The organism is Alicycliphilus denitrificans K601, from assembly GCF_000204645.1.
Taxonomy (GTDB): domain Bacteria; phylum Pseudomonadota; class Gammaproteobacteria; order Burkholderiales; family Burkholderiaceae_C; genus Alicycliphilus; species Alicycliphilus denitrificans.
In genome coordinates this window covers 1,113,739-1,134,493 of sequence record NC_015422.1, presented here as the reverse complement: position 1 = coordinate 1,134,493, position 20,755 = coordinate 1,113,739, and the positions used below count along the sequence as shown (strand labels likewise).

20 protein-coding genes and 1 tRNA gene are annotated in these 20,755 nt (G+C 63.8%); 11 read left to right on the top strand and 10 right to left on the bottom strand.

Going from position 1 to position 20,755, the window contains the following annotated elements; genetic code table 11:
• Positions 1-62 precede the first annotated feature (62 nt).
• The 3 genes from ALIDE2_RS05430 to ALIDE2_RS24215 all read right to left on the bottom strand — a co-directional run bounded on the left by ALIDE2_RS05430 (position 63) and on the right by ALIDE2_RS24215 (position 2,408).
• Positions 63-1,004, bottom strand: coding sequence for a bestrophin family protein (locus ALIDE2_RS05430; protein WP_013721573.1), 942 nt, complete (start codon positions 1,002-1,004; stop codon positions 63-65).
• 57 nt (positions 1,005-1,061) lie between these two features.
• Positions 1,062-1,205 (bottom strand): hypothetical protein, encoded by a 144-nt coding sequence (locus ALIDE2_RS24915; RefSeq protein WP_202190505.1) that lies wholly within the window; start codon positions 1,203-1,205, stop codon positions 1,062-1,064.
• 351 nt (positions 1,206-1,556) lie between these two features.
• Positions 1,557-2,408, bottom strand: coding sequence for an FRG domain-containing protein (locus tag ALIDE2_RS24215; protein WP_013721582.1), 852 nt, complete (start codon positions 2,406-2,408; stop codon positions 1,557-1,559).
• Positions 2,409-2,942: 534 nt separating this feature from the next.
• Between ALIDE2_RS24215 and ALIDE2_RS05420 the strand changes: the two genes are divergently transcribed.
• The 3 genes from ALIDE2_RS05420 (at position 2,943) to ALIDE2_RS05410 (ending at position 7,411) form a co-directional block, all read left to right on the top strand.
• Positions 2,943-3,203, top strand: a complete 261-nt coding sequence (locus tag ALIDE2_RS05420; RefSeq protein WP_013721581.1) for a hypothetical protein — start codon at positions 2,943-2,945, stop codon at positions 3,201-3,203.
• A gap of 128 nt (positions 3,204-3,331) precedes the next feature.
• Positions 3,332-4,759, top strand: a complete 1,428-nt coding sequence (locus ALIDE2_RS24050) for an AAA family ATPase (protein ID WP_081471069.1) — start codon at positions 3,332-3,334, stop codon at positions 4,757-4,759.
• A 246-nt stretch (positions 4,760-5,005) separates the two neighbouring features.
• The gene (locus ALIDE2_RS05410; protein ID WP_013721579.1) at positions 5,006-7,411 is read left to right on the top strand and encodes a hypothetical protein; all 2,406 of its coding nucleotides are present in this window, start codon (positions 5,006-5,008) and stop codon (positions 7,409-7,411) included.
• An 865-nt stretch (positions 7,412-8,276) separates the two neighbouring features.
• Here ALIDE2_RS05410 and ALIDE2_RS05405 read toward each other — a convergent pair.
• Positions 8,277-8,510, bottom strand: a complete 234-nt coding sequence (locus tag ALIDE2_RS05405; protein WP_013721578.1) for a helix-turn-helix domain-containing protein — start codon at positions 8,508-8,510, stop codon at positions 8,277-8,279.
• Between the two features lie 119 nt (positions 8,511-8,629).
• On the opposite strand from ALIDE2_RS05405, the gene ALIDE2_RS05400 reads away from it, so the two are divergent.
• The 4 genes from ALIDE2_RS05400 to ALIDE2_RS05390 all read left to right on the top strand — a co-directional run bounded on the left by ALIDE2_RS05400 (position 8,630) and on the right by ALIDE2_RS05390 (position 11,544).
• Entirely contained in the window at positions 8,630-9,127 is a 498-nt protein-coding gene (locus tag ALIDE2_RS05400) for a DUF1643 domain-containing protein (protein ID WP_013721577.1), read from the top strand.
• A gap of 188 nt (positions 9,128-9,315) precedes the next feature.
• Positions 9,316-9,714, top strand: coding sequence for a hypothetical protein (locus ALIDE2_RS24910; RefSeq protein WP_148262959.1), 399 nt, complete (start codon positions 9,316-9,318; stop codon positions 9,712-9,714).
• Positions 9,711-11,006, top strand: coding sequence for a tyrosine-type recombinase/integrase (locus ALIDE2_RS05395; RefSeq protein WP_013721576.1), 1,296 nt, complete (start codon positions 9,711-9,713; stop codon positions 11,004-11,006). The genes ALIDE2_RS24910 and ALIDE2_RS05395 overlap by 4 nt, the downstream gene beginning before the upstream one ends.
• A gap of 13 nt (positions 11,007-11,019) precedes the next feature.
• Positions 11,020-11,544 (top strand): hypothetical protein, encoded by a 525-nt coding sequence (locus ALIDE2_RS05390; RefSeq protein WP_013721575.1) that lies wholly within the window; start codon positions 11,020-11,022, stop codon positions 11,542-11,544.
• A 375-nt stretch (positions 11,545-11,919) separates the two neighbouring features.
• On the opposite strand, the gene ALIDE2_RS05380 is transcribed toward ALIDE2_RS05390, so the two are convergent.
• The 3 genes from ALIDE2_RS05380 to serS form a co-directional block, all read right to left on the bottom strand.
• Positions 11,920-12,004 (bottom strand) — tRNA-Ser (locus ALIDE2_RS05380).
• A gap of 62 nt (positions 12,005-12,066) precedes the next feature.
• On the bottom strand, positions 12,067-13,008 hold the full coding sequence (locus ALIDE2_RS05375) for a bestrophin family protein (protein ID WP_013721573.1): 942 nt from the start codon (positions 13,006-13,008) through the stop codon (positions 12,067-12,069).
• Between the two features lie 57 nt (positions 13,009-13,065).
• Positions 13,066-14,382: a serine--tRNA ligase gene (serS, locus tag ALIDE2_RS05370; protein WP_013721572.1), complete on the bottom strand. Its 1,317-nt coding sequence runs from the start codon at positions 14,380-14,382 to the stop codon at positions 13,066-13,068.
• Between the two features lie 52 nt (positions 14,383-14,434).
• On the opposite strand from serS, the gene ALIDE2_RS05365 reads away from it, so the two are divergent.
• Positions 14,435-15,112, top strand: a complete 678-nt coding sequence (locus ALIDE2_RS05365) for a CBS domain-containing protein (RefSeq protein ID WP_013721571.1) — start codon at positions 14,435-14,437, stop codon at positions 15,110-15,112.
• 21 nt (positions 15,113-15,133) lie between these two features.
• Here the strand turns inward: ALIDE2_RS05365 and ALIDE2_RS05360 are convergent, their stop codons facing one another.
• The 3 genes from ALIDE2_RS05360 to ALIDE2_RS05350 form a co-directional block, all read right to left on the bottom strand.
• Entirely contained in the window at positions 15,134-16,462 is a 1,329-nt protein-coding gene (locus tag ALIDE2_RS05360; RefSeq protein ID WP_013721570.1) for a hemolysin family protein, read from the bottom strand.
• 207 nt (positions 16,463-16,669) lie between these two features.
• Positions 16,670-17,653 (bottom strand): 4-hydroxy-3-methylbut-2-enyl diphosphate reductase, encoded by a 984-nt coding sequence (gene ispH / locus ALIDE2_RS05355; protein ID WP_013721569.1) that lies wholly within the window; start codon positions 17,651-17,653, stop codon positions 16,670-16,672.
• Positions 17,654-17,658: 5 nt separating this feature from the next.
• On the bottom strand, positions 17,659-18,135 hold the full coding sequence (locus tag ALIDE2_RS05350) for an FKBP-type peptidyl-prolyl cis-trans isomerase (RefSeq protein WP_013721568.1): 477 nt from the start codon (positions 18,133-18,135) through the stop codon (positions 17,659-17,661).
• Between the two features lie 81 nt (positions 18,136-18,216).
• Here ALIDE2_RS05350 and radC point away from each other — a divergent pair, with 81 nt between their 5' ends.
• From radC to ALIDE2_RS05335, 3 genes are read left to right on the top strand one after another with little or no spacing between them, the layout of a single operon-like run.
• On the top strand, positions 18,217-18,930 hold the full coding sequence (gene radC, locus ALIDE2_RS05345) for a RadC family protein (protein ID WP_013520166.1): 714 nt from the start codon (positions 18,217-18,219) through the stop codon (positions 18,928-18,930).
• Positions 18,927-20,087, top strand: coding sequence for an esterase-like activity of phytase family protein (locus tag ALIDE2_RS05340; protein WP_013721567.1), 1,161 nt, complete (start codon positions 18,927-18,929; stop codon positions 20,085-20,087). Before radC ends, ALIDE2_RS05340 begins: the two co-directional genes overlap by 4 nt.
• Entirely contained in the window at positions 20,084-20,734 is a 651-nt protein-coding gene (locus tag ALIDE2_RS05335; RefSeq protein WP_013721566.1) for a Smr/MutS family protein, read from the top strand. The genes ALIDE2_RS05340 and ALIDE2_RS05335 overlap by 4 nt, the downstream gene beginning before the upstream one ends.
• Positions 20,735-20,755: the final 21 nt, after the last annotated feature.

Sequence of the window (20,755 nt, the reverse complement as noted above, 5' to 3'; positions counted from 1 at the left end):
TGTGTGCCGAAGCCTGTGATTCTAGCAGTAAATTCTGGGCACCCGGCGCTCTCCAAGCCGGCTCAGGTCAGCCGGAAGTTGTCGACCTCGATAGGTGCCGGCAAATCCTTCTCTCCCAGGGATTCGAGCAGGCTGATTTCTATCGACCGGCACAACATGTCCAGGGGAAGGTCATTGTTCTCCAGGCCAAAGGGCTCTTCAATCTCGTCGCCCAGGGCATCCAGGCCGAAGAAGGTGTATGCGACGATGCCCACGACGAACGGAGTCATGAAGCCCGTGGTATCCACCAGGCCGAACGGCAGCAAGAAGCAGTACATGTAGGCCGTGCGGTGCAGCAGCAAGGTGTAGGAAAAGGGGATGGGCGTGTTCTTGATGCGCTCGCACGAGGCCGCCACGGCGGCCAGCGACGAGAGCGTGCCATCGATCGAGGCGGCCAGGCAGGGCTGGATCCGGTCGGTGCGCACACATTCCCCCAGGTCGCGCCCTATGTCCAGAAGAATCATGCTCGCCGGGTCCGATGCCTCGCGCACCGCATCGAAATCGGTGGGGGTCAGCCATTGCTGCAGTAGCGCCTCGTCGCGCTGATCGCGCAGCCGCATGCGAAGTACATGCGCGAAGGCGATCGCCCGATGGATGATGCGCACCCGCACATCAGTGTCCCGCCGCGCCGAGGCAATGGGTCCGCCGCCCTCGATCCACCCCAGGCACTGGCGTGACAGCGAACGGGTGCGATGCACCAGTTCGCCCCAGAGCTTGCGCCCCTCCCAGTAGCGGTCGTACGCTGTGGTGTTGCGAAAGCCCAGAAAAATCGCCAAAGGCAGGCCTATCAGCGTGAACGGAATGGGCGTGAGCGTGATCTTCAGGCTGAACAGGTTGCCATGCACGGCCGTGACCAGGGTCGCGAGCGCGATGTTGAGCAGCAGGGAACGCTGGATGCGCTGCAGCACCGAGCCCCGCAGCACCAGGAGCAAGCGCAGCCCGGAGGGTCGCTCACGAACGATCATGGCGCCGACAAGGGTAATTTCCGAAATCGATTAGATGCGCCGCATGGCGACCAGGCTTTAGGCCGCGAGCCGCTCCAGCCCGCCCATGTAGGAGCGCAAAACCTCGGGAATGGCGATGCTGCCGTCGGCCTGCTGGCAGTTCTCCAGCACCGCCACCAGCGTGCGGCCCACGGCCAGGCCCGAGCCCGAGCCGTTGAGCAACGGTGCAATGGGTAAGCTGATGGGTTGTCACTACTCTCGGATAAGCGGCTAAGCTATGCCTAACGCAACTACCGAGCATGGATCATGGCGACCTGGGCAATCAGTGAGGGCGCGGAGAAACAGTGTCCGCAGTGTGGCTCGATCTATGTCGTGAAGCACCACCAGGTTCCGGTCAAAGATGACGACTCAGCTGACTGCGAAGTCTGTGGGATCGAGCTGGAGCGGTGGAAATCCACCCGCTACCCCGTCTACACCTTGAAAGAGCGTGGGCAGTGGCCGAAGCATAACGACATGCCCTAAAGGGCAAGGGCTATGGGCTCTGAGGTGAGAAAAAAAATGCAGGAGAGCGCCCTAATACAGCTCAGTCCGTAGCGCCTCAAACTCCCATCGTAGGAACCGCCCGAGGCCGACGATGTCCGGAAACAGAGATTTCGCACTCACGCCCTTTTCCTCGGACAGAAATCTCAAGATGTCTCGCTTGCGGCTGGCCCGGATGATGTGACGACCAAACGACTGACCTGTACGCTCATTTCCGTGACGTAAGGTAGCGAGCCTCCAAAGGAGCTGGGCGTGGTCAACAGTTGCATTGTCGCTTGCCGTCAATCGCCCATGCTGAGCTGCGAGGCGCGCATTGGACGCGGGCTCGACTACCGCTAGTAACGGCATCCCCCATCTCGGGTGGTACTCAGCAGGGCGTCCGCCAATCGAGGCGGCAATGCGCTCCCGCACTGCCGACGCTGGCAGTTCATCTGGCGTCAAGTCAAGTAGTGAGCTATCCACAAACCAAAGCTCTGCATCCTTGCTGGCGCTGGACGCACACGCGAAATATGCGGCCACCCACACACTCGCGGACCAATCAAGTAACCGACTCGGTACCTCGTAGTGCTGCATAAGACTCAGCACGTCTACATCCGATCGCGCCCCAACATCATCAGCCGATGGCATATCAGCAGGCAATGTCTTGAGGTCACGATAGTGCGTCCTGAAATTCGTAATCAGTCGCCGCTCCAACAACGCGGCAACGTCATAGGCGCCACCCTGGGTAGCACGGGCCAATGTTGGCTGAAGGTTTGCATAAGTCTCGGCTTGCCCTCTGAAGAGCATTGGCCCTTGCTCAATATTCAGGCGCTCTAAATGCTCGGCCCAGGTCATCAGGTCTGACGGGGATGCGATCTCTGCGCGGGTGATCTCTGTGAGGTTCATGATTACCTGAAGATAGGAACGGCTACATCCGCCGTCTCCTGATGATGTTGCCACAAGGGGCCTGCCCATCGGAGCATCAAAGGCCCCCACCACCTCCGCAGCCGGTTCTCCGGCGTCGCATAGCGGTCAGTCCCGCACCTCTCCCCATCGCGCTACCCACAGTCGCTCTCCCTGGCTGAGTCTGTCCCGTCTGCGAGACAAGTGCACCAACCTTGAAGCACAAAAACGAGGCAATGAACCCTCAACAGATGCGAATGCACACTCACATCACTAATGCCAAATTTCGATTGAGTGAACCTCAATCCTCCCGATTGGCTACCAAATTGATATCAATTTATTTGAATGTGATTCAATATGAAAATTATGTATATAGCATCATAAGTCATTGATTCAAATACATATTTTTCAACGCACTGAAAATTTGGGCACGATTTTTGGCAGTTTTGGGGGGTTGAGAGGGCTGCTATCAATTTTGATTTCGCACTTATAGGTAGTCAGGGGCCCTTTGTCTCCTGGCACCACAAGGAGCAAATCATGATCTACGAAGATCAATTCACCCTCTCTCTGCTGACCGCCTGTGTCATGCAGCAAAACCAACTGCTGACGCAGCAGATCGCCGTGCAGCGCGACCTCATGGATCGCGTGGACACAGTGGGCGACCGGCTGTGGCGGATGGAACGTCGCATCACTACCCCGCCCGTCGATCAAGCCGGGGCAAGCAAGCGGGCGGCGCAAAAGCGCAATCAAGCCCGTGCGCAAGCCCATGCTCGGAAACGCCCAGGCAAGAAAGCCTGACCTGTCTCTCGATGGGCCCGAGCCCCATCCATACCCGCATGTCGCAGATGCCTGGGAGGCAAGGTAACCGAATGCCTGCATCCCAGCACCCTGCGAACGCCTCTCCAGAAATGTACTAGGAAACACCGATGACGAACTCTAACGTCAATCTCGCGGACAACACCGAAACTGACCGCATCCAAGCCGCCGCAATTGCAATCACTGCACGGCAGAAGGAACAGGAGGCCGCTGAACTTGCCGCATCTAACCGACCGATCAGCAGTCGCTCGCGCCCATCGGCAAAAGCTCTGGTGGCCGAAATCCTGGGGCGAAACAACGAAGATATCTCTGAGGATGCAAGGGACGCAGAGGCATCTTGCGATACGTCGAGCACGGAGGTAGGTGAACCGTGTCCTGTCGCAGTCGAGGCCCAAACGCCTGCAACGGTCCAAGACGAGGTGCCTCAACCTGAGCCCAACCTGCCCGAGTCTGAACCGAGCAATGACGAGGTAGACAGCGATCCCCGCGATGCGGTGCAACTGCCCAAACAGGCACGGGAATTTGGTTTGCTCACCCGCGCCGATGTGCAGGCCGAGCCATCCTCGATCCCACTCATCCATGGACTGATCAGCAAGGGACAACTCGTCATGATCGCGGGGCCATCTGGCAGTGGTAAATCAGTGTTCCAGCTGCACCTCGGCGCGGCTTTGCTCAACGGGCAAGAGGTATTCGGACACTCAATTCCGAAGCGCGCTCGCATGCTGTACGTCAATCTGGAAGGCGACCTCAAGCCCCGGCTGGAGGCGATTGAACAGCACCATCCCGGGTGGTCATTTCCCGCACCAGACGCCATGTTCCTGACGCGGCCGTGGCGCTTGAATGACAGGGATTCCGTCGAAGACCTCGCAAACCACGTCAATCAAGCTGGTGGCGTGGATGTGATCTTCATCGACACGTTGAACCGCGCCACACCCGGCAGTGACGAGAATCTCTCCACCGACATGGGGATGGTGATCGCGCATGCCAACCTGCTCATCAATCTGACAGGGGCAGCTGTCGTGCTCACCCACCACACCGGCAAGGCCAAGGAGCGCGGGCCACGGGGCCACTCCAGCCTCTATGCGGCCCTCGATACCTGCCTGATGGTGGATGAGACGGAGTCAGGCATGCGGATGGTCGAACTGGTCAAGACTCGCCAGGGGCCTGGTGGAAAGAAGTACTACTTCACCATCGAGAACATTGCCTTGGGCGAGGATGACTACGGCCTGCCCGTGGTCGGCCCAGCACTCACCGAAGTGGAGGGATCGCCGGAGGTAGAGAAGGCCGCGAATGCAACTGCTCTGACGCCTCAGCAGAAGGAAGCCCTCGTTTCATTGAAGCTGCATATGCAAAACGGCCTCAACGGTGAACCGCTGGAAAAGATCAGCCATGACGAAGCGCTGGATGTCGTCAAGGCAGCATTCGCTGCGATTCCTACCAAGAATCGCTCGACCCGGGCGCGGGAAGCGATTGATGCGCTGATCGAAGCCGGTCGATTGCTGAAAAACGATAGCGGCATGCTCTCCATCGGCTCGTAACATGCCGCCCTCGCCCCCTCCTCCTAAGGGGCCTGGAGGGGGGTCGCAGTGGCACGACATCTCCAGAATGATGAGGCGGTCATGACTGTCGCCAATCAGTCCATTACTGCCTCACATCCCCGGTGTTGATCGTCAACAATACGACTGGTTACTGGCTACGGCAATCTGGTTGATTCACCCTATGTCAAGCCAGCCCCATTAACTTCACGAAAAATTGATCGGCAAATTCTGCCGTGCCGACCAACCATGAGCCTCTACACACAACTCCAACAAGCCCGCAGCGAAGAAGACGTCAAAGACGCCTACATCAAGGCACTGGGCCTCAAAGGCTACACAAAAGGCCTGATCGACATCCAGACCAATGAGATCTGGTTCGAGGCCAAGGACACCGGAAAACACTCCAGCTATGCCATGTTCACCCAACTGCTGCATTACGTGCAGGTGGCGCTGAACCAGGGCGAGAAGGTGCCGCCTCTGCTGGCTGTGATCGATACCGAGAAAGCGGCGCTGATGAAGAGCACAGACGTGCTGCCCTTCCTCGCCAAGAAAACGGTGAAATGGGGCAAGTCGGCCAGCCAGTACACCCAGGAGGCGCTGGACGAAATATCAGCCCACATCGGTACCCACTTCGTGTCGTTCAAGATTTCAACGCACGAAGAAGAATTCATCAGCACGGTGAAGGCCGCCATCAAAAGCGGCGACATCATCCGCACCCAGATTACGCCGGACAACCTGAAGCAGGTGTTTGACAAGTGGGTGGACATGATTGGCCGCGAAATCACCGGAGTGGCCGAGGAAGACTATGCGCTGCTGTTCTTCGCGGACATCATGCATGACGGCACCGTCTCTACCCACGTCAACCTGCCCGCTGAATTACTGCACAAAAACGGCGCGCCAGTTTTCAGCCTGGGCGGCAAGATGTACGAGTTGGGCAGCAAGGAAGGCTACCGGCGTTTCTGGGCCATCTACCACCGCCCGCCCAAGAGCGAATACCGCGACTACCTGCTGGAGCGCCGCGACAGCCTCATCCCACTGGATGAACGCAGCTTCAAAGGCGCGTACTACACACCGCTGCATGTGGTGGACAAGGCCTATGACAAACTGGCCGAAACGTTAGGCAAGAACTGGCAGCGCGAGTACATCGTCTGGGATATGTGCTGCGGCGTGGGTAACCTGGAGGTCAAGCACAGCAACCCCCGCAACATCTACATGAGCACGCTAGACCAGGCCGACGTGGATGTGATGAAGGCCACCAAGACCTGTGTGGCCGCGCAGCGCTTCCAGTACGACTATCTGAACGACGACATCACCGACGACGGCCAGATCGACTACAGCCTGAGCAACAAGGTGCCCCAGGGGCTGCGCGATGCGATTGCTGCGGGGAAAAAGATTCTGGTGCTTATCAACCCGCCGTATGCGGAGGCGACAAACCGTGGCAACACCGAAGTCTCGCTTGGAACGGAAAATAAAACCGGTGTGGCCACCACGCGGGTGGGCGACAGCATGACGCACTACGGCTATGCGTCGCGGGAACTGTTCGCGCAGTTTCTGGCCCGCATCGCCATCGAGATGCCCACGGCAACGGTCGCCATGTTCAGCACCATGAAGTACGTGAACGCGCCCAACTTCGAGAAATTTCGACTGACTTGGAACGCCCAGTACCAAGGTGGATTTGTCATCCACAACAAGGCATTTGATGGCCTGAATGGCAAATTCCCGATTGGTTTCCTGATTTGGAAGACGGACCAAGCCGCTAGTCAAAAGACGCCCATCACGGAAATTGCGGTGGAAGTGTTGGACAAGAGCGCACAGGCCATTGGGCAGAAACTGTATTGCAATGTTCCCAATGCGCAGTTGCTCACCAATTGGATCGGACGGCAAAAGCCAAACGACGAGGATGCCCTGCCATTAATCAATGCCACCACGCCCATCACCAAGACAGAAGGAGTGCGCCGCACCAAGTGGTCAGACGGGGCGATTGGGCACGTTCTCATAGGCGGTAACGATCTGCAACACGCCGAGCAGCAAACCGCCATCTTCTCCTCCGTTCACAGTATTGGCCATGCCGGCGGTTTTTTCATAACACACGAAAACCTGCTTCAGGCCGTCACGGTCTTTTCCGTGCGAAAGTTGGTTCGCCCCACTTGGCTCAATGACCGTGACCAGTTTCTCCAGCCCACTGAACCGTTGACCGACGTGTTCCAAACCGATTGCCTGATCTGGACGCTGTTCAATCGCGGTAACCTCACCGCCGGTGCCAACGGCCTCAAATGGAATGGCAGAACGTGGTCCCTGGTCAACCACTTCATCCCCTTCACCGAAACCGAGGTGGGCGCTCCCGACCGCTTCGAGTCCGACTTCATGGTGCAGTACCTGGCCGATAAAACCCTGACATCCGAAGCCCAGGCTGTGCTCGATGCCGGGCGGACGCTATGGCAGGCATACTTTGCCCAAACCGACGTGCGCACCGTGCGCGACGAATACAAACTCAACCGCCCTGACGTGGGCTGGTACCAGATCCGCAACGCGCTCAAGGCTCGCAGCGAAGGCGGCGACACTGCCCCGGTGAACTTCGCTCCCTTTGAGCAGGCCTACCAGGCGCTGACAGACAAACTGAGACCCATGGTGTTCCAACTGGGCTTTCTGCGCTGACCATTGCTGTCTCTGAAAGCTCTGGAGTGAGTTGTTGATGGCCGATCAGCGACTGCCCCCCCCGCCCTCATGCCCCTACGGGGCCGGGCGGGGTGGGCAGTCGAAATCCAATTACATCCCGGGGAAGTCGCTAACCCAAACTGCAGCCATCAAACATCATCGACTACCTCTAGCCGAATCTCGGAACGGGCATCAGGGCACATCCAAATCTCCACCGCCCCGACTCCCCCCCGCCCGCTCCCCCCTGAAAGGGGGGGCGGGGGGGAGTCGGGCTGGGGTGGAAGCTACTGGGTAACGCGCAAACGGATAAACCCGGGACAGGAATCCCCGGGCGAGTGACGGCAGCAGATACCCAAACGCAGAACTGGAGCCTGAGCAAACGGCGAGCCACCAGCGCATGATGGCACCGAAGTCGTACAGAGTGGTACCAAAGAGCTGCACGAAGAACCTGCCCGCTACCCCCATAGTCACAGCCCCCACGAAACCCGCGTAAGTACCGCCCTGACCTCAATGAATCCAGTGGCATCAGACCAGCGTGACGGCTCGTGCCGCGCCCCCTCGGAAACCATGTCCCGCCACCACATACCCGCCCCCGCCCGCCCGTCCCCTACGGGGACGGCGGGGCGGGCGGGGGCTGGGGTATAGGGAAAGCGGACTCGCGAAACAGTGACCAACGGCCTCAAATCACGCAGAACAGATCATGAAACACTCCCGCCCGAAACTCCGGGCTGCCGGGCGGGGCGCCGGGTAAGGCAGCAAGCGAAAGCGCGCTCCATTGACCCTGGAGATAACTGATGCAGCCCTCTGCGCCCCACGGCTGACTAATCCACCAGTGGGCAATTCACACCAGACCGGACGCACGCCACTACCGCCGAACAAGAGCCCCAGCAATCAACTCTGGAAGCGGCACCTCCAGCGCCTCAGCCACGCGCAGCAACACAGTCAATGTAGGCTGATTGCGCGCCAGTTCCAACTTGGCGATGTACGTCCTATTGATGCCTGCGCGATGGGCCAACTCCTCCTGGGACAGACGCAACGCAGCACGCCGGGAGCGAAGCTCGTCGGCGAACGCAGCGATCAATACTTCGTCCCTGGTCATGGGCAGGGACTGTCCGTTGCATGACCACTCTATGCACCCGCATATGTGGTACAAAATAATCTGATGCCTACACCGGAGCGGCTGGGGCAGACACAGAAATCACGCACCTGAAAGGCACTATGTACGAGATCTACCACTCCGAGCACGACGACCAGTGGCGCTACACCCTGGGCACGATCGGAAAGCGTCCGCTCATCACCATCGGCCTCAATCCCAGCACCGCCACTCAGGAGAAACTGGACAACACAGTCACCAAGGTGGAGAAAGTGGCCCAGCAATGCGGATTCGATAGTTTCATCATGCTGAACCTCTACCCGGTGCGGGCCACCGATCCCCAAGACCTGCCGTCCAAGCCCGCTCCCATGGCCTGCGAGCGCAATCTGGAAGAAATCGAGAAGATCATCGCCCAGTACCCCACTCCCACTATCTGGGCAGCCTGGGGTGAGCTGGTGATGAACCGTCCCTACCTCTACCGGACCCGGGACGAGCTATTCCAGCGGCTGCAGAAATACCACCCTCAGTGGCGCCGATTCGGTGAACTGACGGCCAATGGTCATCCGCGCCACCCGCGTGGCCTGAGCTATAGCTGGACGCTGGAACCCTACGAACTGGCCTGAACAGACGGCGGGTAGCTCTACCCGCTGCCCTCCCCTCCATGCTCCCCATCACCGGGGAGCCTCCGTGTCTCGCGTCGCAAGAAAACTCGTCCCCTGTCTTGCCCCTCAAGACAGCCTGTCCGCTCCGGACACCCCCTCTCCGCCTCTGAAAAAAGCTATTGAAAATCAATGACATAGGAGTCATTGATATGGAATTGATAGCAACCAACTCAATAAAATTGGGGAGAAGAGAACATCGCCTTGCCCCATGCGGGTTCCGGGACGATGAAATCGAAATTTCCCGCAAGCCCTCCAAATTCTCCAGAGTGGCAGTCAAGGAGGAAATCCCATTGACTGCCCCCAACCCGCCTGCAGCCCTGCAGGTCGTCTATCTCCATCAGCGTGACCCCGGGATGATCGCCCGCTACCGGGCCTGGACTGACTGGCTCACCGAGGGTCGAACTCGCGCCGTCGAGAGTGAGCTGATCGCCATGGATGGGGGTGACCCTGCTCCAGCCCTCTCTCGTGCCTCGGTGTGCGAATGGCAGGTACTGATCTATGAGCCCCCTGGCTATCCGTGTCCTGCATCAGCGGAGGTGCAGCCATGATCCCCCGCGAACCTCGCAAAGAGCTGGGCGCGGCCCAGGTCGCAGCCCTCTGGCGCCGTGGCACCAACCATGTCGGCGGTGTGCGTGGCCTGATTCTCAACGTCACGATGTACGGCTCGCGCAGTTGGGTGCTGCGCTATCAGGTAGCAGGTAAGCGAAGGGATCTGGGTCTGGGCTCGTATCCGTCCGTCACGCTGGCCGATGCGCGGGAGGCTGCTCGCGCTGCCCGTGCCAAATTGGCGCAGGGCATCGACCCCATCGAGGATGCACGCAGAGCGCGGGCCCGTCTGGTCGCGGAAATCCACACCAGCATGACATTCGGTGAAGCGGCCAAGCGCTATATCGCATCGCATGAGAAAGGCTGGAAGAACGCCAAGCACGCTCAGCAGTGGCAGCGGTCGCTCGATATGTACGCCACCCCTGTGCTGGGCAAGATGCCTGTGCGGGACATCTCGCTGGCGATGGTGCTCAAGGTGCTGGAGCCAATCTGGTCCAGCAAGACGGAGACGGCTACCCGTCTGCGCGGTCGCATCGAATCCGTCATCGACTGGGCCATTGCACGGGGCTACCGCACCGACTCCAATCCTGCGCGCTGGAAGGGGCTGCTGGACAAGCTGTTGCCCGCTCCGGGCAAGGTGACGAAGACCACGCATTTTCAGGCGCTGCCCTATGCGCAGTTGCCAGTATTCATGGAGCAATTGGTGGGGCAGGAGGGGATGGGGGCCAAGGCCCTGCTGTTCCTAATCCTGACGGCAGCCCGCTCCGGAGAAGTTCGCGGAGCCACCTGGGAGGAGATTGATTTGGCTGCGCGGGTGTGGACGATCCCCGCCGAACGCATGAAGGCCAGCAAGGCCCATCGGGTACCGCTGTCGGATGCGGCCATTGCACTCCTGCAAGAAATGAAATCGCTCACTCTCGCAGCAGGACGCGCCTCGGGCAAGGCATATGTATTCCCCAGCCCCAACAGCCGTGATCCTGAACTGGGTAGCCAGCTCTCGGATATGACGCTCACGGCGGTACTCCGTCGCCTGAAGTTGGAGGCTGTGCCCCATGGGTTCCGCTCCACGTTCCGCGACTGGTGTGCGGAGCAGACCGACTACCCGAACGAGGTGGCGGAAATGGCGCTGGCCCATACGGTCGGCAACAAGGTAGAGGCAGCGTATCGGCGTGGTGACCTCCTGGCCAAACGGCAGCAGCTCATGCAGGACTGGGCGGACTACGCCCTCGGTCGCCGCGCAGGAAATATGACCGTCGGTCATCGCTCCGATAGCAAAGCACCAACACAAAACTGACTGGAGGGTCGATATGCGTGACGAAGAAAAATCACTGGGCAAGAGCCTGCTGGATGGCCTCCTGGCCGTGGGAGGTCTTGTCTGGCTGGGGATGATTGTGATCGCCATGGTCAGCGTGATCGTGGCTGCATGGTCGGTGGTCCGTGACGCGCTGCGTGGAACCAGCGACCCCATCAAGACTGTCGACCTGAAACAGAAACTGAAGCGAGGGGTGCGTCTGTGGTGCGCCCTGTGCCTGTTGCTGCTCTCCCTGAATGCACTCGTCATGGGCGAGTGGACTGCATTCGTACTGATTGGGCTGGCAGGGCTGCTGCTAATCTCCAGACCCTGGCATTGGCTCGATGCGAGGGTGGGGCCATCGGGACGGAATTTGCGGTACGGCACTGCCGTGGTGGCCATGGTGGTCGGCGTGAGTCTGCTGCCACCACCCAAGCCATCGGTGCGCACGGCACAGCTATCTCAGCCAAACCATACCGTCCACGTGGCCCTCAGTCAGCCATCGCGGGCCATGGATGGCAGTCCGGAGGTGGGCGCATGAGCCGGAGCAGGGTGAGAAGTAGCCTCCTCGTGCCGCTCTGCATAGTCGCAGTGGCCTGGATGGGGGAGGCCATGGCGGGCACCTCGGAGTGCTACGCGATCAAGGACGCGAACAAGCGGGCGTACTGTCTGGCGCAGGTCAAGCGGGACCCTGGAAATTGCTACCGCATCAAGGATGGTGACAACCGCAATCAGTGTCTGGCGGAAATTAAAGGATCACGGGATCGCTGCTACGCAATCAAAGACCAGGACAGCCGCAAGGCGTGTCTGGCTCGGACGCGATAGACAGCCCCTGCACCATGCCCAGCGATAGATAAAGCAGAAGGTAGAAATGCAAAACGGGCCACTCGGGCCCGTCTGTCATGAATCCTTGAAATGGAGGGTGGGATTCGAACCCACGGTACGCTTGCACGTACGCCTGATTTCGAGTCAGGTACATTCGACCACTCTGCCACCTCTCCTGTGTGCCGAAGCCTGTGATTCTAGCAGTAAATTCTGGGCGCCCGGCGCTCTCCAAGCCGGCTCAGGTCAGCCGGAAGTTGTCGACCTCGATAGGTGCCGGCAAATCCTTCTCTCCCAGGGATTCGAGCAGGCTGATTTCTATCGACCGGCACAACATGTCCAGGGGAAGGTCATTGTTCTCCAGGCCAAAGGGCTCTTCAATCTCGTCGCCCAGGGCATCCAGGCCGAAGAAGGTGTATGCGACGATGCCCACGACGAACGGAGTCATGAAGCCCGTGGTATCCACCAGGCCGAACGGCAGCAAGAAGCAGTACATGTAGGCCGTGCGGTGCAGCAGCAAGGTGTAGGAAAAGGGGATGGGCGTGTTCTTGATGCGCTCGCACGAGGCCGCCACGGCGGCCAGCGACGAGAGCGTGCCATCGATCGAGGCGGCCAGGCAGGGCTGGATCCGGTCGGTGCGCACACATTCCCCCAGGTCGCGCCCTATGTCCAGAAGAATCATGCTCGCCGGGTCCGATGCCTCGCGCACCGCATCGAAATCGGTGGGGGTCAGCCATTGCTGCAGTAGCGCCTCGTCGCGCTGATCGCGCAGCCGCATGCGAAGTACATGCGCGAAGGCGATCGCCCGATGGATGATGCGCACCCGCACATCAGTGTCCCGCCGCGCCGAGGCAATGGGTCCGCCGCCCTCGATCCACCCCAGGCACTGGCGTGACAGCGAACGGGTGCGATGCACCAGTTCGCCCCAGAGCTTGCGCCCCTCCCAGTAGCGGTCGTACGCTGTGGTGTTGCGAAAGCCCAGAAAAATCGCCAAAGGCAGGCCTATCAGCGTGAACGGAATGGGCGTGAGCGTGATCTTCAGGCTGAACAGGTTGCCATGCACGGCCGTGACCAGGGTCGCGAGCGCGATGTTGAGCAGCAGGGAACGCTGGATGCGCTGCAGCACCGAGCCCCGCAGCACCAGGAGCAAGCGCAGCCCGGAGGGTCGCTCACGAACGATCATGGCGCCGACAAGGGTAATTTCCGAAATCGATTAGATGCGCCGCATGGCGACCAGGCTTTAGGCCGCGAGCCGCTCCAGCCCGCCCATGTAGGGGCGCAAAACCTCGGGAATGGCGATGCTGCCGTCGGCCTGCTGGCAGTTCTCCAGCACCGCCACCAGCGTGCGGCCCACGGCCAGGCCCGAGCCGTTGAGCGTATGCACCAGCTCGTTCCTGCCCTGCGCGTTCTTGAAGCGCGCCTGCATGCGGCGCGCCTGGAAGGCCTCGCAGTTGGATACCGAGCTGATCTCCCGGTAGGTGCCCTGCGCGGGCAGCCAGACCTCCAGGTCATAAGTCTTGGCGCTGCCGAAGCCCATGTCACCCGTGCACAGGCTCACCACACGGTAGGGCAGACCCAGCTTCTGCAGGATGGCCTCGGCATGGCGCGTCATCTCTTCGAGCGCCTCGTAGCTCTTGTCGGGGTGCACGATCTGCACCATCTCGATCTTGTCGAATTGGTGCTGGCGGATCATGCCGCGCGTGTCGCGGCCGTAGCTGCCGGCCTCGGAGCGAAAACACGGCGAATGCGCCGTGAGCCTGATGGGCAGGTCGCTCTCGGCCAGCACCTCGTCGCGCACGATGTTGGTGAGCGGCACCTCGCTGGTGGGGATGAGGTAGAGCTGGGCATCGTCGGGCACAGGCTCGCCCTCCTGGCCGCCCTTCTTGGCTGCGAACAGGTCGCCCTCGAACTTCGGCAGCTGGCCCGTGCCCCGCAGCGAATCGGCATTGACGATGTAGGGCACGTAGCACTCGGTGTAGCCGTGCTCGCCGGTCTGCACGTCCAGCATGAATTGCGCAAGTGCGCGGTGCAGGCGGGCGATGGGGCCCTTCATCACAGTGAAGCGCGAGCCCGAGAGCTTCGCGCCCATGTCGAAATCCAGGCCCAGCGGCGCGCCCAGGTCCACGTGGTCCTTCACGGCGAAGCTGAAGTCGCGGGGCGTGCCCCAGCGGCGCACCTCGACGTTGCCGGCCTCGTCGCTGCCCACGGGCACGCTCTCGTGCGGCAGGTTGGGCACGGCGGCGAGCATGGCCTGCAGCTCGGACTGGATCTGCTCCAAGCGCGCGGCGGAGCCGTCGAGCTCCTCCTTGATCGTGGCAACCTGGGCCTTGGCGGCCTCGGCCGCGTCCTTCTCGCCCTTGCCCATGAGCTGGCCGATCTGCTTGGACAGCTGGTTGCGCCGGGACTGCAGCTCCTCGGTGCGCGTCTGTATGGTCTTGCGCTCGGATTCGAGGGCCTGGAACGCCTCCACGTTCAGGAAGGCCTGGGGCTTCTTGCGGGTTTCCAGCCGGGCGACGGCCGATGCGAGGTCTTTGCGAAGGAGGAGGATGTCGAGCATAGCCCTCGATTTTAGTGGCCCACGTCCGATAACATGGAATCAGGAGGAGGCCATGTTTTTTGTGTTCGGCCCGGCGGGGCAGATATACCGGGGCGGAGCCCACCAGTTGCCACAGGTGCTGGCCGTGAGCGGTGTGCAGCGCCCCCAGGCGCTGTCGCCGCACTCCCGGCCGCCATCGCCCGAGACCGGCGTGCCCGCGCACCGGCCCGGCCCCGAGCCGTCCTCCGCCCCGCCCATGCGCCAGCTGCAGGCGGCCTGGGCCTATGCGCAGACCGGCAGGGTGAGGCCGAAGGCGCGCCGCCCGCTGACCCAGGTCAGCGACGTGATGACGCGCGAGGTCTCCAGCCTGCCCGCGACGATGTCGATCCAGGATGCCTGGCAGGCCCTGCGGCTGGAGCAGCTGTCGCAGGCGCCGGTGGTGGACGCCCGGGGCCAGGTGGTGGGGCTGCTGCGCCGCTCCGACATGGCGAGCGCGGACCTGCTGCCCGACCTGGATGGCATCAAGCGCACCTTCGCGCAGGCGCACCGGCCCATCACCGACGTCATGCTAAGCCCGGCGCCCACCGTGTCCGACGACACGGACCTGCGCCGCGTGGCCAAGGCGATGCTGGAGACCGGCCTGAGCGGCCTGCCAGTGACCGACGAGGCCGGCATGCTGCAGGGCTTCGTGGCTCGCTCGGACATCCTGCGCGCCCTGGTGGCCGATCCGCCGCTGGACCTGTGGAGCTGAGCGCTGCCGGAGGCAGGCGTGTCAATCGCCCGCCGCGCCCTGGCCGTCCAGCTGCAGCGGCTCGCTCTGCACGCGCGTGGCCAGCACCTTGTCGATGGTCTTACCGTCCATGTCCATGACCTCGAACTGCCAGTTCTCCCACTGCACGGTGTCCGTCACGTTGGGCAGCCTACCGGTGAGCAGCATGACCATGCCGCTGAGCGTCTGGTAGCGCCCGCGGTCCTCCTCGGGCAGCTTGGACAGCTGCAGGCGGTCCTTGAGCTCGGGCACGGGGATGTGGCCGTCCAGCAGCCAGCTGCCGTCCTCGCGCTGCACGGCCCAGGAATCAGCCGGGTCCAGCGACTGGAACTCGCCGATGATGGCCTCGATCAGGTCCTGCAGGGTGACGATGCCCTGCACCTCGCCGTACTCGTCGATGACGAAGGCCATGTGCATGTCCGACTGGCGGAAGTTGTCCAGCAGTTCCCGGGCATTGATGGTCTCGGGCACGTACAGCGCCGTCTGCAGCGGGTGCGTGGACAGGTCGCGCGCGGCCGCGTCGCGCACGGCGCGCGACAGCCACTGGCGCGCGCTGAGTACGCCCAGGATGTCCTCCATGCCGCCGCGCGCCACGGGAAAGCGCGCATGGTCGGACGCCTCGATGCGCTGCAGGTTCTCCTCGAACGAAGCCTGGACGTCGAGGAACACCACGTCCGCACGCGGCACCATGAGCGAGCCGATCTGCCGGTCGTCCAGGCGGAACACGTTGCGCACCATCTGGTGCTCGTGCGACTCGATCACGCCAGCGCTCGTCCCCTCTGCCAGCACGGCGTGGATCTCGTCCTCGGTCACGGCGCTGCCCTGCTGCTGCCTCACGCCCAGCGCGCGCAACAGCGCCTCGGTGGAGATGGACAGCAGGCGCACGAAGGGCTTGGTGGCCAGGGCCAGCCAGTTGATGGGGCGCGCCACGATGCGGGCCAGGGCCTCGGGGTGGCTCTGGCCCAGGCGCTTGGGCACGAGCTCGCCCACGACGATGGAGAAATAGGTGATCAGCACCACCACCAGCCCGGTGGCGATGTAGCCCGCGTACTGGGCCTGCAGGCCCAGCCCGGCCAGCCACTCGGCCAGGGGCCTGGCCAGGGCTGACTCACCCACGATGCCGTTGAGCACGCCGATCGAGGTGATGCCGATCTGGATGGTGGAGAGGAAGCGCGTCGGGTCCTCACCCAGCTTGGCGGCCGCGATGGCACCGCTATCGCCCTCATCGATCAGCTTCTGCAGGCGCGTCTTGCGCGCGGAGACCAGAGCCAGCTCGGACATGGCGAACACGCCATTGAGCAGGATGAGGGCGAACAGTATTGCTATTTCCATATGCCGGGAGCCCGGGGTGCTCCCATGGTGTGAATGAGCGGAAATTGTAAGAAGTCCTGCATTCTGCGAGGGTTTGGCCGCCGCCGCGCGCATATCCCGCCGATGCGTCAGCTATGCGATATTGACCAAATATGGCGCTGAGGCCCGTCCATCAAGCGCCTGCAGCTATCGGTTCAGGAGCTTTTCGGCATGGTCCGGCCACGGTGCTCACCGCTTGTCCGTGCCTGCCGCGGCGGGCTCCTCACCCGCGGCGGCATGGAGCTTGAGGCCCTTGGGCAGCGGGAACTTCAGCGTCTCCTCGATGCCGGCCATCTTGCGCACCGAGACCGCGCCCAGCTCCTTGATGCGCGCGATCACGGCCTGCACCAGCACCTCGGGCGCCGAGGCTCCGGCCGTCAGACCCACGCGCGCGATGCCGTCGAACCACTCGTGGCGCAACTCCTCGGCACTGTCCACCATGTAGGCTGGGGTTCCCATGCGCTCTGCCAGCTCGCGCAGGCGGTTGCTGTTGGAGCTGGTGGGGCTCCCCACCACGATCACCAGGTCCACCTGGGGGCTGAGCAGCTTCACCGCGTCCTGGCGGTTCTGCGTGGCGTAGCAGATGTCCTGCTGCTTGGGCTCGCGGATGTTGGGGAAGCGCGCGCGCACGGCGGTGGTGATCTCGGCCGCGTCGTCCACGCTCAGGGTGGTCTGCGTGACCACGGCCAGCTTCTCGGTCTGCGCGGGCTGGACGCGCGCCACGTCCGCCACGTCCTCGACGAGGTGGATGCCGCTGTCGAGCTGGCCCATCGTGCCCTCGACCTCGGGGTGGCCCTTGTGGCCGATCATGATGAACTCGTAGCCCTCCCTGGCAAGCTTGGCGACCTCGACGTGCACCTTGGTCACCAGCGGGCAGGTGGCGTCGAAGATGGTGAAGCCGCGCGCCTTGGCCTCGTCCTGCACGGCGCGGCTCACGCCGTGCGCCGAGAAGATCAGCGTGGCGCCGGGCGGCACCTCGGCCAGGTCCTCGATGAAAATCGCGCCCTTGGCCTTGAGGTCGTTCACCACGTAGGTGTTGTGCACGATCTCGTGGCGCACGTAGATCGGGCGGCCGAACTTCTGCAGCGCGCGCTCGACGATCTCGATGGCGCGGTCCACGCCTGCGCAGAAGCCGCGCGGCTCGGCCAAGACGATTTCCTGGGGCTTTTGCATACTTTTCAGAGCACGCCGATGAGCTGCACCTCGAAGGTCACGGGCACGCCCGCCAGCGGGTGGTTGAAGTCGAAGCGCACGGCGCCGTCGTCGCTCACCTGCAGCACCACGCCGGCATACTGGCCCATGCCGTCGGGCGTGGGGAACTCCACCACGTCGCCCACGGCGTATTCCTCGTCCGGGTCGCCCAGCTCGCTCAGCAGCTTGCGGGCCACCCACTGCTGCATGTCGGGGTTGCGCTCGCCGAAGGCCTCGCCCGCGGCCAGCTCGAAAGTGGCGCGCGTGCCTTCGGCCAGGCCGATCAGGCGCTGCTCCAGCGCGGGCGAGAGCTCGCCCGTGCCCACCGACAGCGTGGCGGGCTTTTCGTCGAAGGTGTTGATCACGTCGCCCGCCGGGCCGGCCAGGCGATAGTGCAGCGTGAGGAACGATCCCTGCTGCACCGTGGGCAGGCTGGGCGTGGAGGCGATGGCGTCTGCGGTCATGAAGGCTCTCGATAAACTGCCGCCATTGTAGAAAACCGGGCATACCCCCACGGCCCTGCGCCCGGGGTGGCCCCTGCCTCCATGCCCCTCAAAGACCTGCCTGCCGACGCCCAGCCGCGCGAGAAGCTGCTCGCGCGCGGCCCCGCCGCCCTGTCCGACGCCGAGCTGCTGGCCATCCTGCTGCGCACGGGCATGGTCGGCAAGGGCGTGCTACAGCTGGCGCAGGAGCTCCTGGGCGCGCCCGTGCGCGATGACGACGGCCGCATCACGGGCGGGGGCTTCGGCGGCATGGCCGGCTTGCTGCACGCCGGCGCCGCGGACCTGGCGCGCATCAAGGGCCTGGGGCCGGCCAAGCGCGCCGAGCTCGTGGCCGTGCTGGAGCTGGCGCGCCGCGCCCTGGCCCAGCAGCTGCGCGAGCGCGAGGTGTTCGACAGCCCCGGCGCCGTCCAGGGCTACCTGCAGCTGCACCTGGCGGCGCGCGCGCACGAGGTGTTCGCCGTGCTGTTCCTCGACGGCCAGAACCGCCTCATCGCCATGGAGGAGCTGTTCCGCGGCACGCTCACGCAGACCAGCGTCTACCCGCGCGAGGTGGTGCTGCGCGCCCTGCACCACCACGCCGCCGCCGTGGTGCTGGCGCACAACCACCCCAGCGGCAGCGTGCAGCCCAGCCGCGCCGACGAAGCGCTGACCCAGACCCTGAAGGCCGCGCTGGCCCTGGTGGACGTGCGCGTGCTGGACCACGTGATCGTGGCGCCGGGCGCGGCGCTGTCCATGGCCGAGCAGGGGCTGGTGTGAGCCTGGCGCGCTGGGCCTCCATCGCCCTGCTGGCGCTGGCCGGCTGCGCCCTGCCCCTGGCGCCGCCCGAGCCCGACGCGCTGCTCGCGCCCCACCTGCGCCTGATCGGCGTGGCGGAACTCGGCCCCGGCACCGAATACGGCGGCGCCACCATCGGCGGCCTCTCGGGCATCGACTACGACCAGGAGCGCGGCGAATACCTCTTGATCAGCGATGCAGGAGCGCGCGTCTACACCGCCCGCCTGCAGTACGGCGCGCACGGGCTTGCCGCGCCGCAGTTCACCGGCGTGCAGGCGCTGCGCCACGCCAGCGGCCAGCCCTTCGCCCCCTGGTGGCGCCCGCAGCCCGGCATGGACCGGCCCGACGCCGAGGCCGTGCGCTGGCTGCCCGGCGCCCGGGCCCTGCTGTGGGCCAGCGAGGGCGACTTCGGCCGCGGCTTCGGCCCGCAGCTGCGCGAAAGCCGCGCGGACGGCACGCATCTGCGCGACCTGCCCCTGCCCGCCGGCTTCACGCCCACGGCGGAGAGCGGCCCGCTCCGCAACGGCACGCTGGAGGGCCTGGCCCTGTCCCCCGACGGCCGCACCGCCTGGCTGGCCATGGAGCTGCCCTGGCGCCAGGACGGCGAGAGCGCCACGCCCGCGAGCGGCGGCGCCCCCGTGCGCATCACGGCCATCGACGTCGCCAGCGGCCGGCCCCTGCGCCAGATCGCCTACCAGCCCGACGCCGTGCCGCGCACGCGCCGCCTGCCGGGCCCGCAAATGAACGGGGTCAGCGAGATCCTGGCCGACGGGCCGCACCATCTGCTGGTGCTCGAACGCGCCTACAGCGCCGGCGCCGGCTTTGCGGCGCGCCTGTACCGCATCGACACGCGCGAAGGCAGCGACACGCTGGCGCTCGACACCATCGCGCCCGGCAACCACCAGCCCGCGCCCAAGACCCTGGTGGCCGACCTGTCGGCGCTGGGCATCGCGCCCGACAACATCGAGGGCATGGCCTGGGGCGCGCCCCTGCGGGCAGGCGCCCGTGGCAGCGGCTGCGTGCTGGTGTTCGTGAGCGACGACAACTTCAACCCCGCACAGGTCACGCAGTTCATCGCCACCGAATACCTGCCCCTGCGCGGCGGGCACGAGCGATGCGGTACAACAGGCCCCAGATGAGCGCCGCCCTCACAGCCCGATCCTTCGCCGACCTGCAGCCCCTGCGCCGCGCCCTGCAAGAAGCCGCCGCGCAGGAGGCCGAGCGCGCCCGGCTGCGGCGCGAGGCCGAGCGCCGCGCGCGCGCCGAGCGGCACCTGTTCCGGGACGCCGTGGGCCCCGTGGCGCCGCTCAAGGGCCTGCCCGACCGCCACTGGCCAGCGCCCGTCCCGCCCGAGCCCCAGCCCCTGCAACGCGCGCTGGACGAGAAGCGCGTGCTGCGCGAATCGCTGAGCGACGCATTCGACGTGAGCACGCTGCTGGACGTGGACGACCAGTTGAGCTTTCGCCGCCCAGGCATGGGCCAGGACGTGACGCGCAGGCTGCGCTCGGGCCAGTGGAGCATCCAGCGCCAGCTGGATCTGCACGGCCTGCGCGTCGATGAAGCACGCGAGGCGCTGGGCATATTCATCCGCCTGGCCCACCGCACGGGCCTGCGCTGCGTGCGCGTGGTGCATGGCAAGGGCCTGGGCTCGCCGGGCAAGGCGCCCGTGCTCAAGGGCCGCGTGCAGGGCTGGCTGGTGCAAAAGAAGGAAGTGCTGGCTTTCGTGCAGGCCCGCCCGGCCGACGGCGGCGCGGGCGCCCTGGTGGTGCTGCTGGCACCGAACTAGCGTAAACCCCAGCAAACCACC

Bases quoted from the DNA above. Each gene is read 5' to 3' on its own strand.
- ALIDE2_RS05430 (WP_013721573.1), bottom strand. From the start codon at position 1,004: ATGATCGTTCGTGAGCGACCCTCCGGGCTGCGCTTGCTCCTGGTGCTG.
- ALIDE2_RS24215 (WP_013721582.1), bottom strand. From the start codon at position 2,408: ATGAACCTCACAGAGATCACCCGCGCAGAGATCGCATCCCCGTCAGAC.
- ALIDE2_RS05420 (WP_013721581.1), top strand. From the start codon at position 2,943: ATGATCTACGAAGATCAATTCACCCTCTCTCTGCTGACCGCCTGTGTC.
- ALIDE2_RS24050 (WP_081471069.1), top strand. From the start codon at position 3,332: ATGACGAACTCTAACGTCAATCTCGCGGACAACACCGAAACTGACCGC.
- ALIDE2_RS05410 (WP_013721579.1), top strand. From the start codon at position 5,006: ATGAGCCTCTACACACAACTCCAACAAGCCCGCAGCGAAGAAGACGTC.
- ALIDE2_RS05405 (WP_013721578.1), bottom strand. From the start codon at position 8,510: ATGACCAGGGACGAAGTATTGATCGCTGCGTTCGCCGACGAGCTTCGC.
- ALIDE2_RS05400 (WP_013721577.1), top strand. From the start codon at position 8,630: ATGTACGAGATCTACCACTCCGAGCACGACGACCAGTGGCGCTACACC.
- ALIDE2_RS24910 (WP_148262959.1), top strand. From the start codon at position 9,316: ATGGAATTGATAGCAACCAACTCAATAAAATTGGGGAGAAGAGAACAT.
- ALIDE2_RS05395 (WP_013721576.1), top strand. From the start codon at position 9,711: ATGATCCCCCGCGAACCTCGCAAAGAGCTGGGCGCGGCCCAGGTCGCA.
- ALIDE2_RS05390 (WP_013721575.1), top strand. From the start codon at position 11,020: ATGCGTGACGAAGAAAAATCACTGGGCAAGAGCCTGCTGGATGGCCTC.
- ALIDE2_RS05375 (WP_013721573.1), bottom strand. From the start codon at position 13,008: ATGATCGTTCGTGAGCGACCCTCCGGGCTGCGCTTGCTCCTGGTGCTG.
- serS (WP_013721572.1), bottom strand. From the start codon at position 14,382: ATGCTCGACATCCTCCTCCTTCGCAAAGACCTCGCATCGGCCGTCGCC.
- ALIDE2_RS05365 (WP_013721571.1), top strand. From the start codon at position 14,435: ATGTTTTTTGTGTTCGGCCCGGCGGGGCAGATATACCGGGGCGGAGCC.
- ALIDE2_RS05360 (WP_013721570.1), bottom strand. From the start codon at position 16,462: ATGGAAATAGCAATACTGTTCGCCCTCATCCTGCTCAATGGCGTGTTC.
- ispH (WP_013721569.1), bottom strand. From the start codon at position 17,653: ATGCAAAAGCCCCAGGAAATCGTCTTGGCCGAGCCGCGCGGCTTCTGC.
- ALIDE2_RS05350 (WP_013721568.1), bottom strand. From the start codon at position 18,135: ATGACCGCAGACGCCATCGCCTCCACGCCCAGCCTGCCCACGGTGCAG.
- radC (WP_013520166.1), top strand. From the start codon at position 18,217: ATGCCCCTCAAAGACCTGCCTGCCGACGCCCAGCCGCGCGAGAAGCTG.
- ALIDE2_RS05335 (WP_013721566.1), top strand. From the start codon at position 20,084: ATGAGCGCCGCCCTCACAGCCCGATCCTTCGCCGACCTGCAGCCCCTG.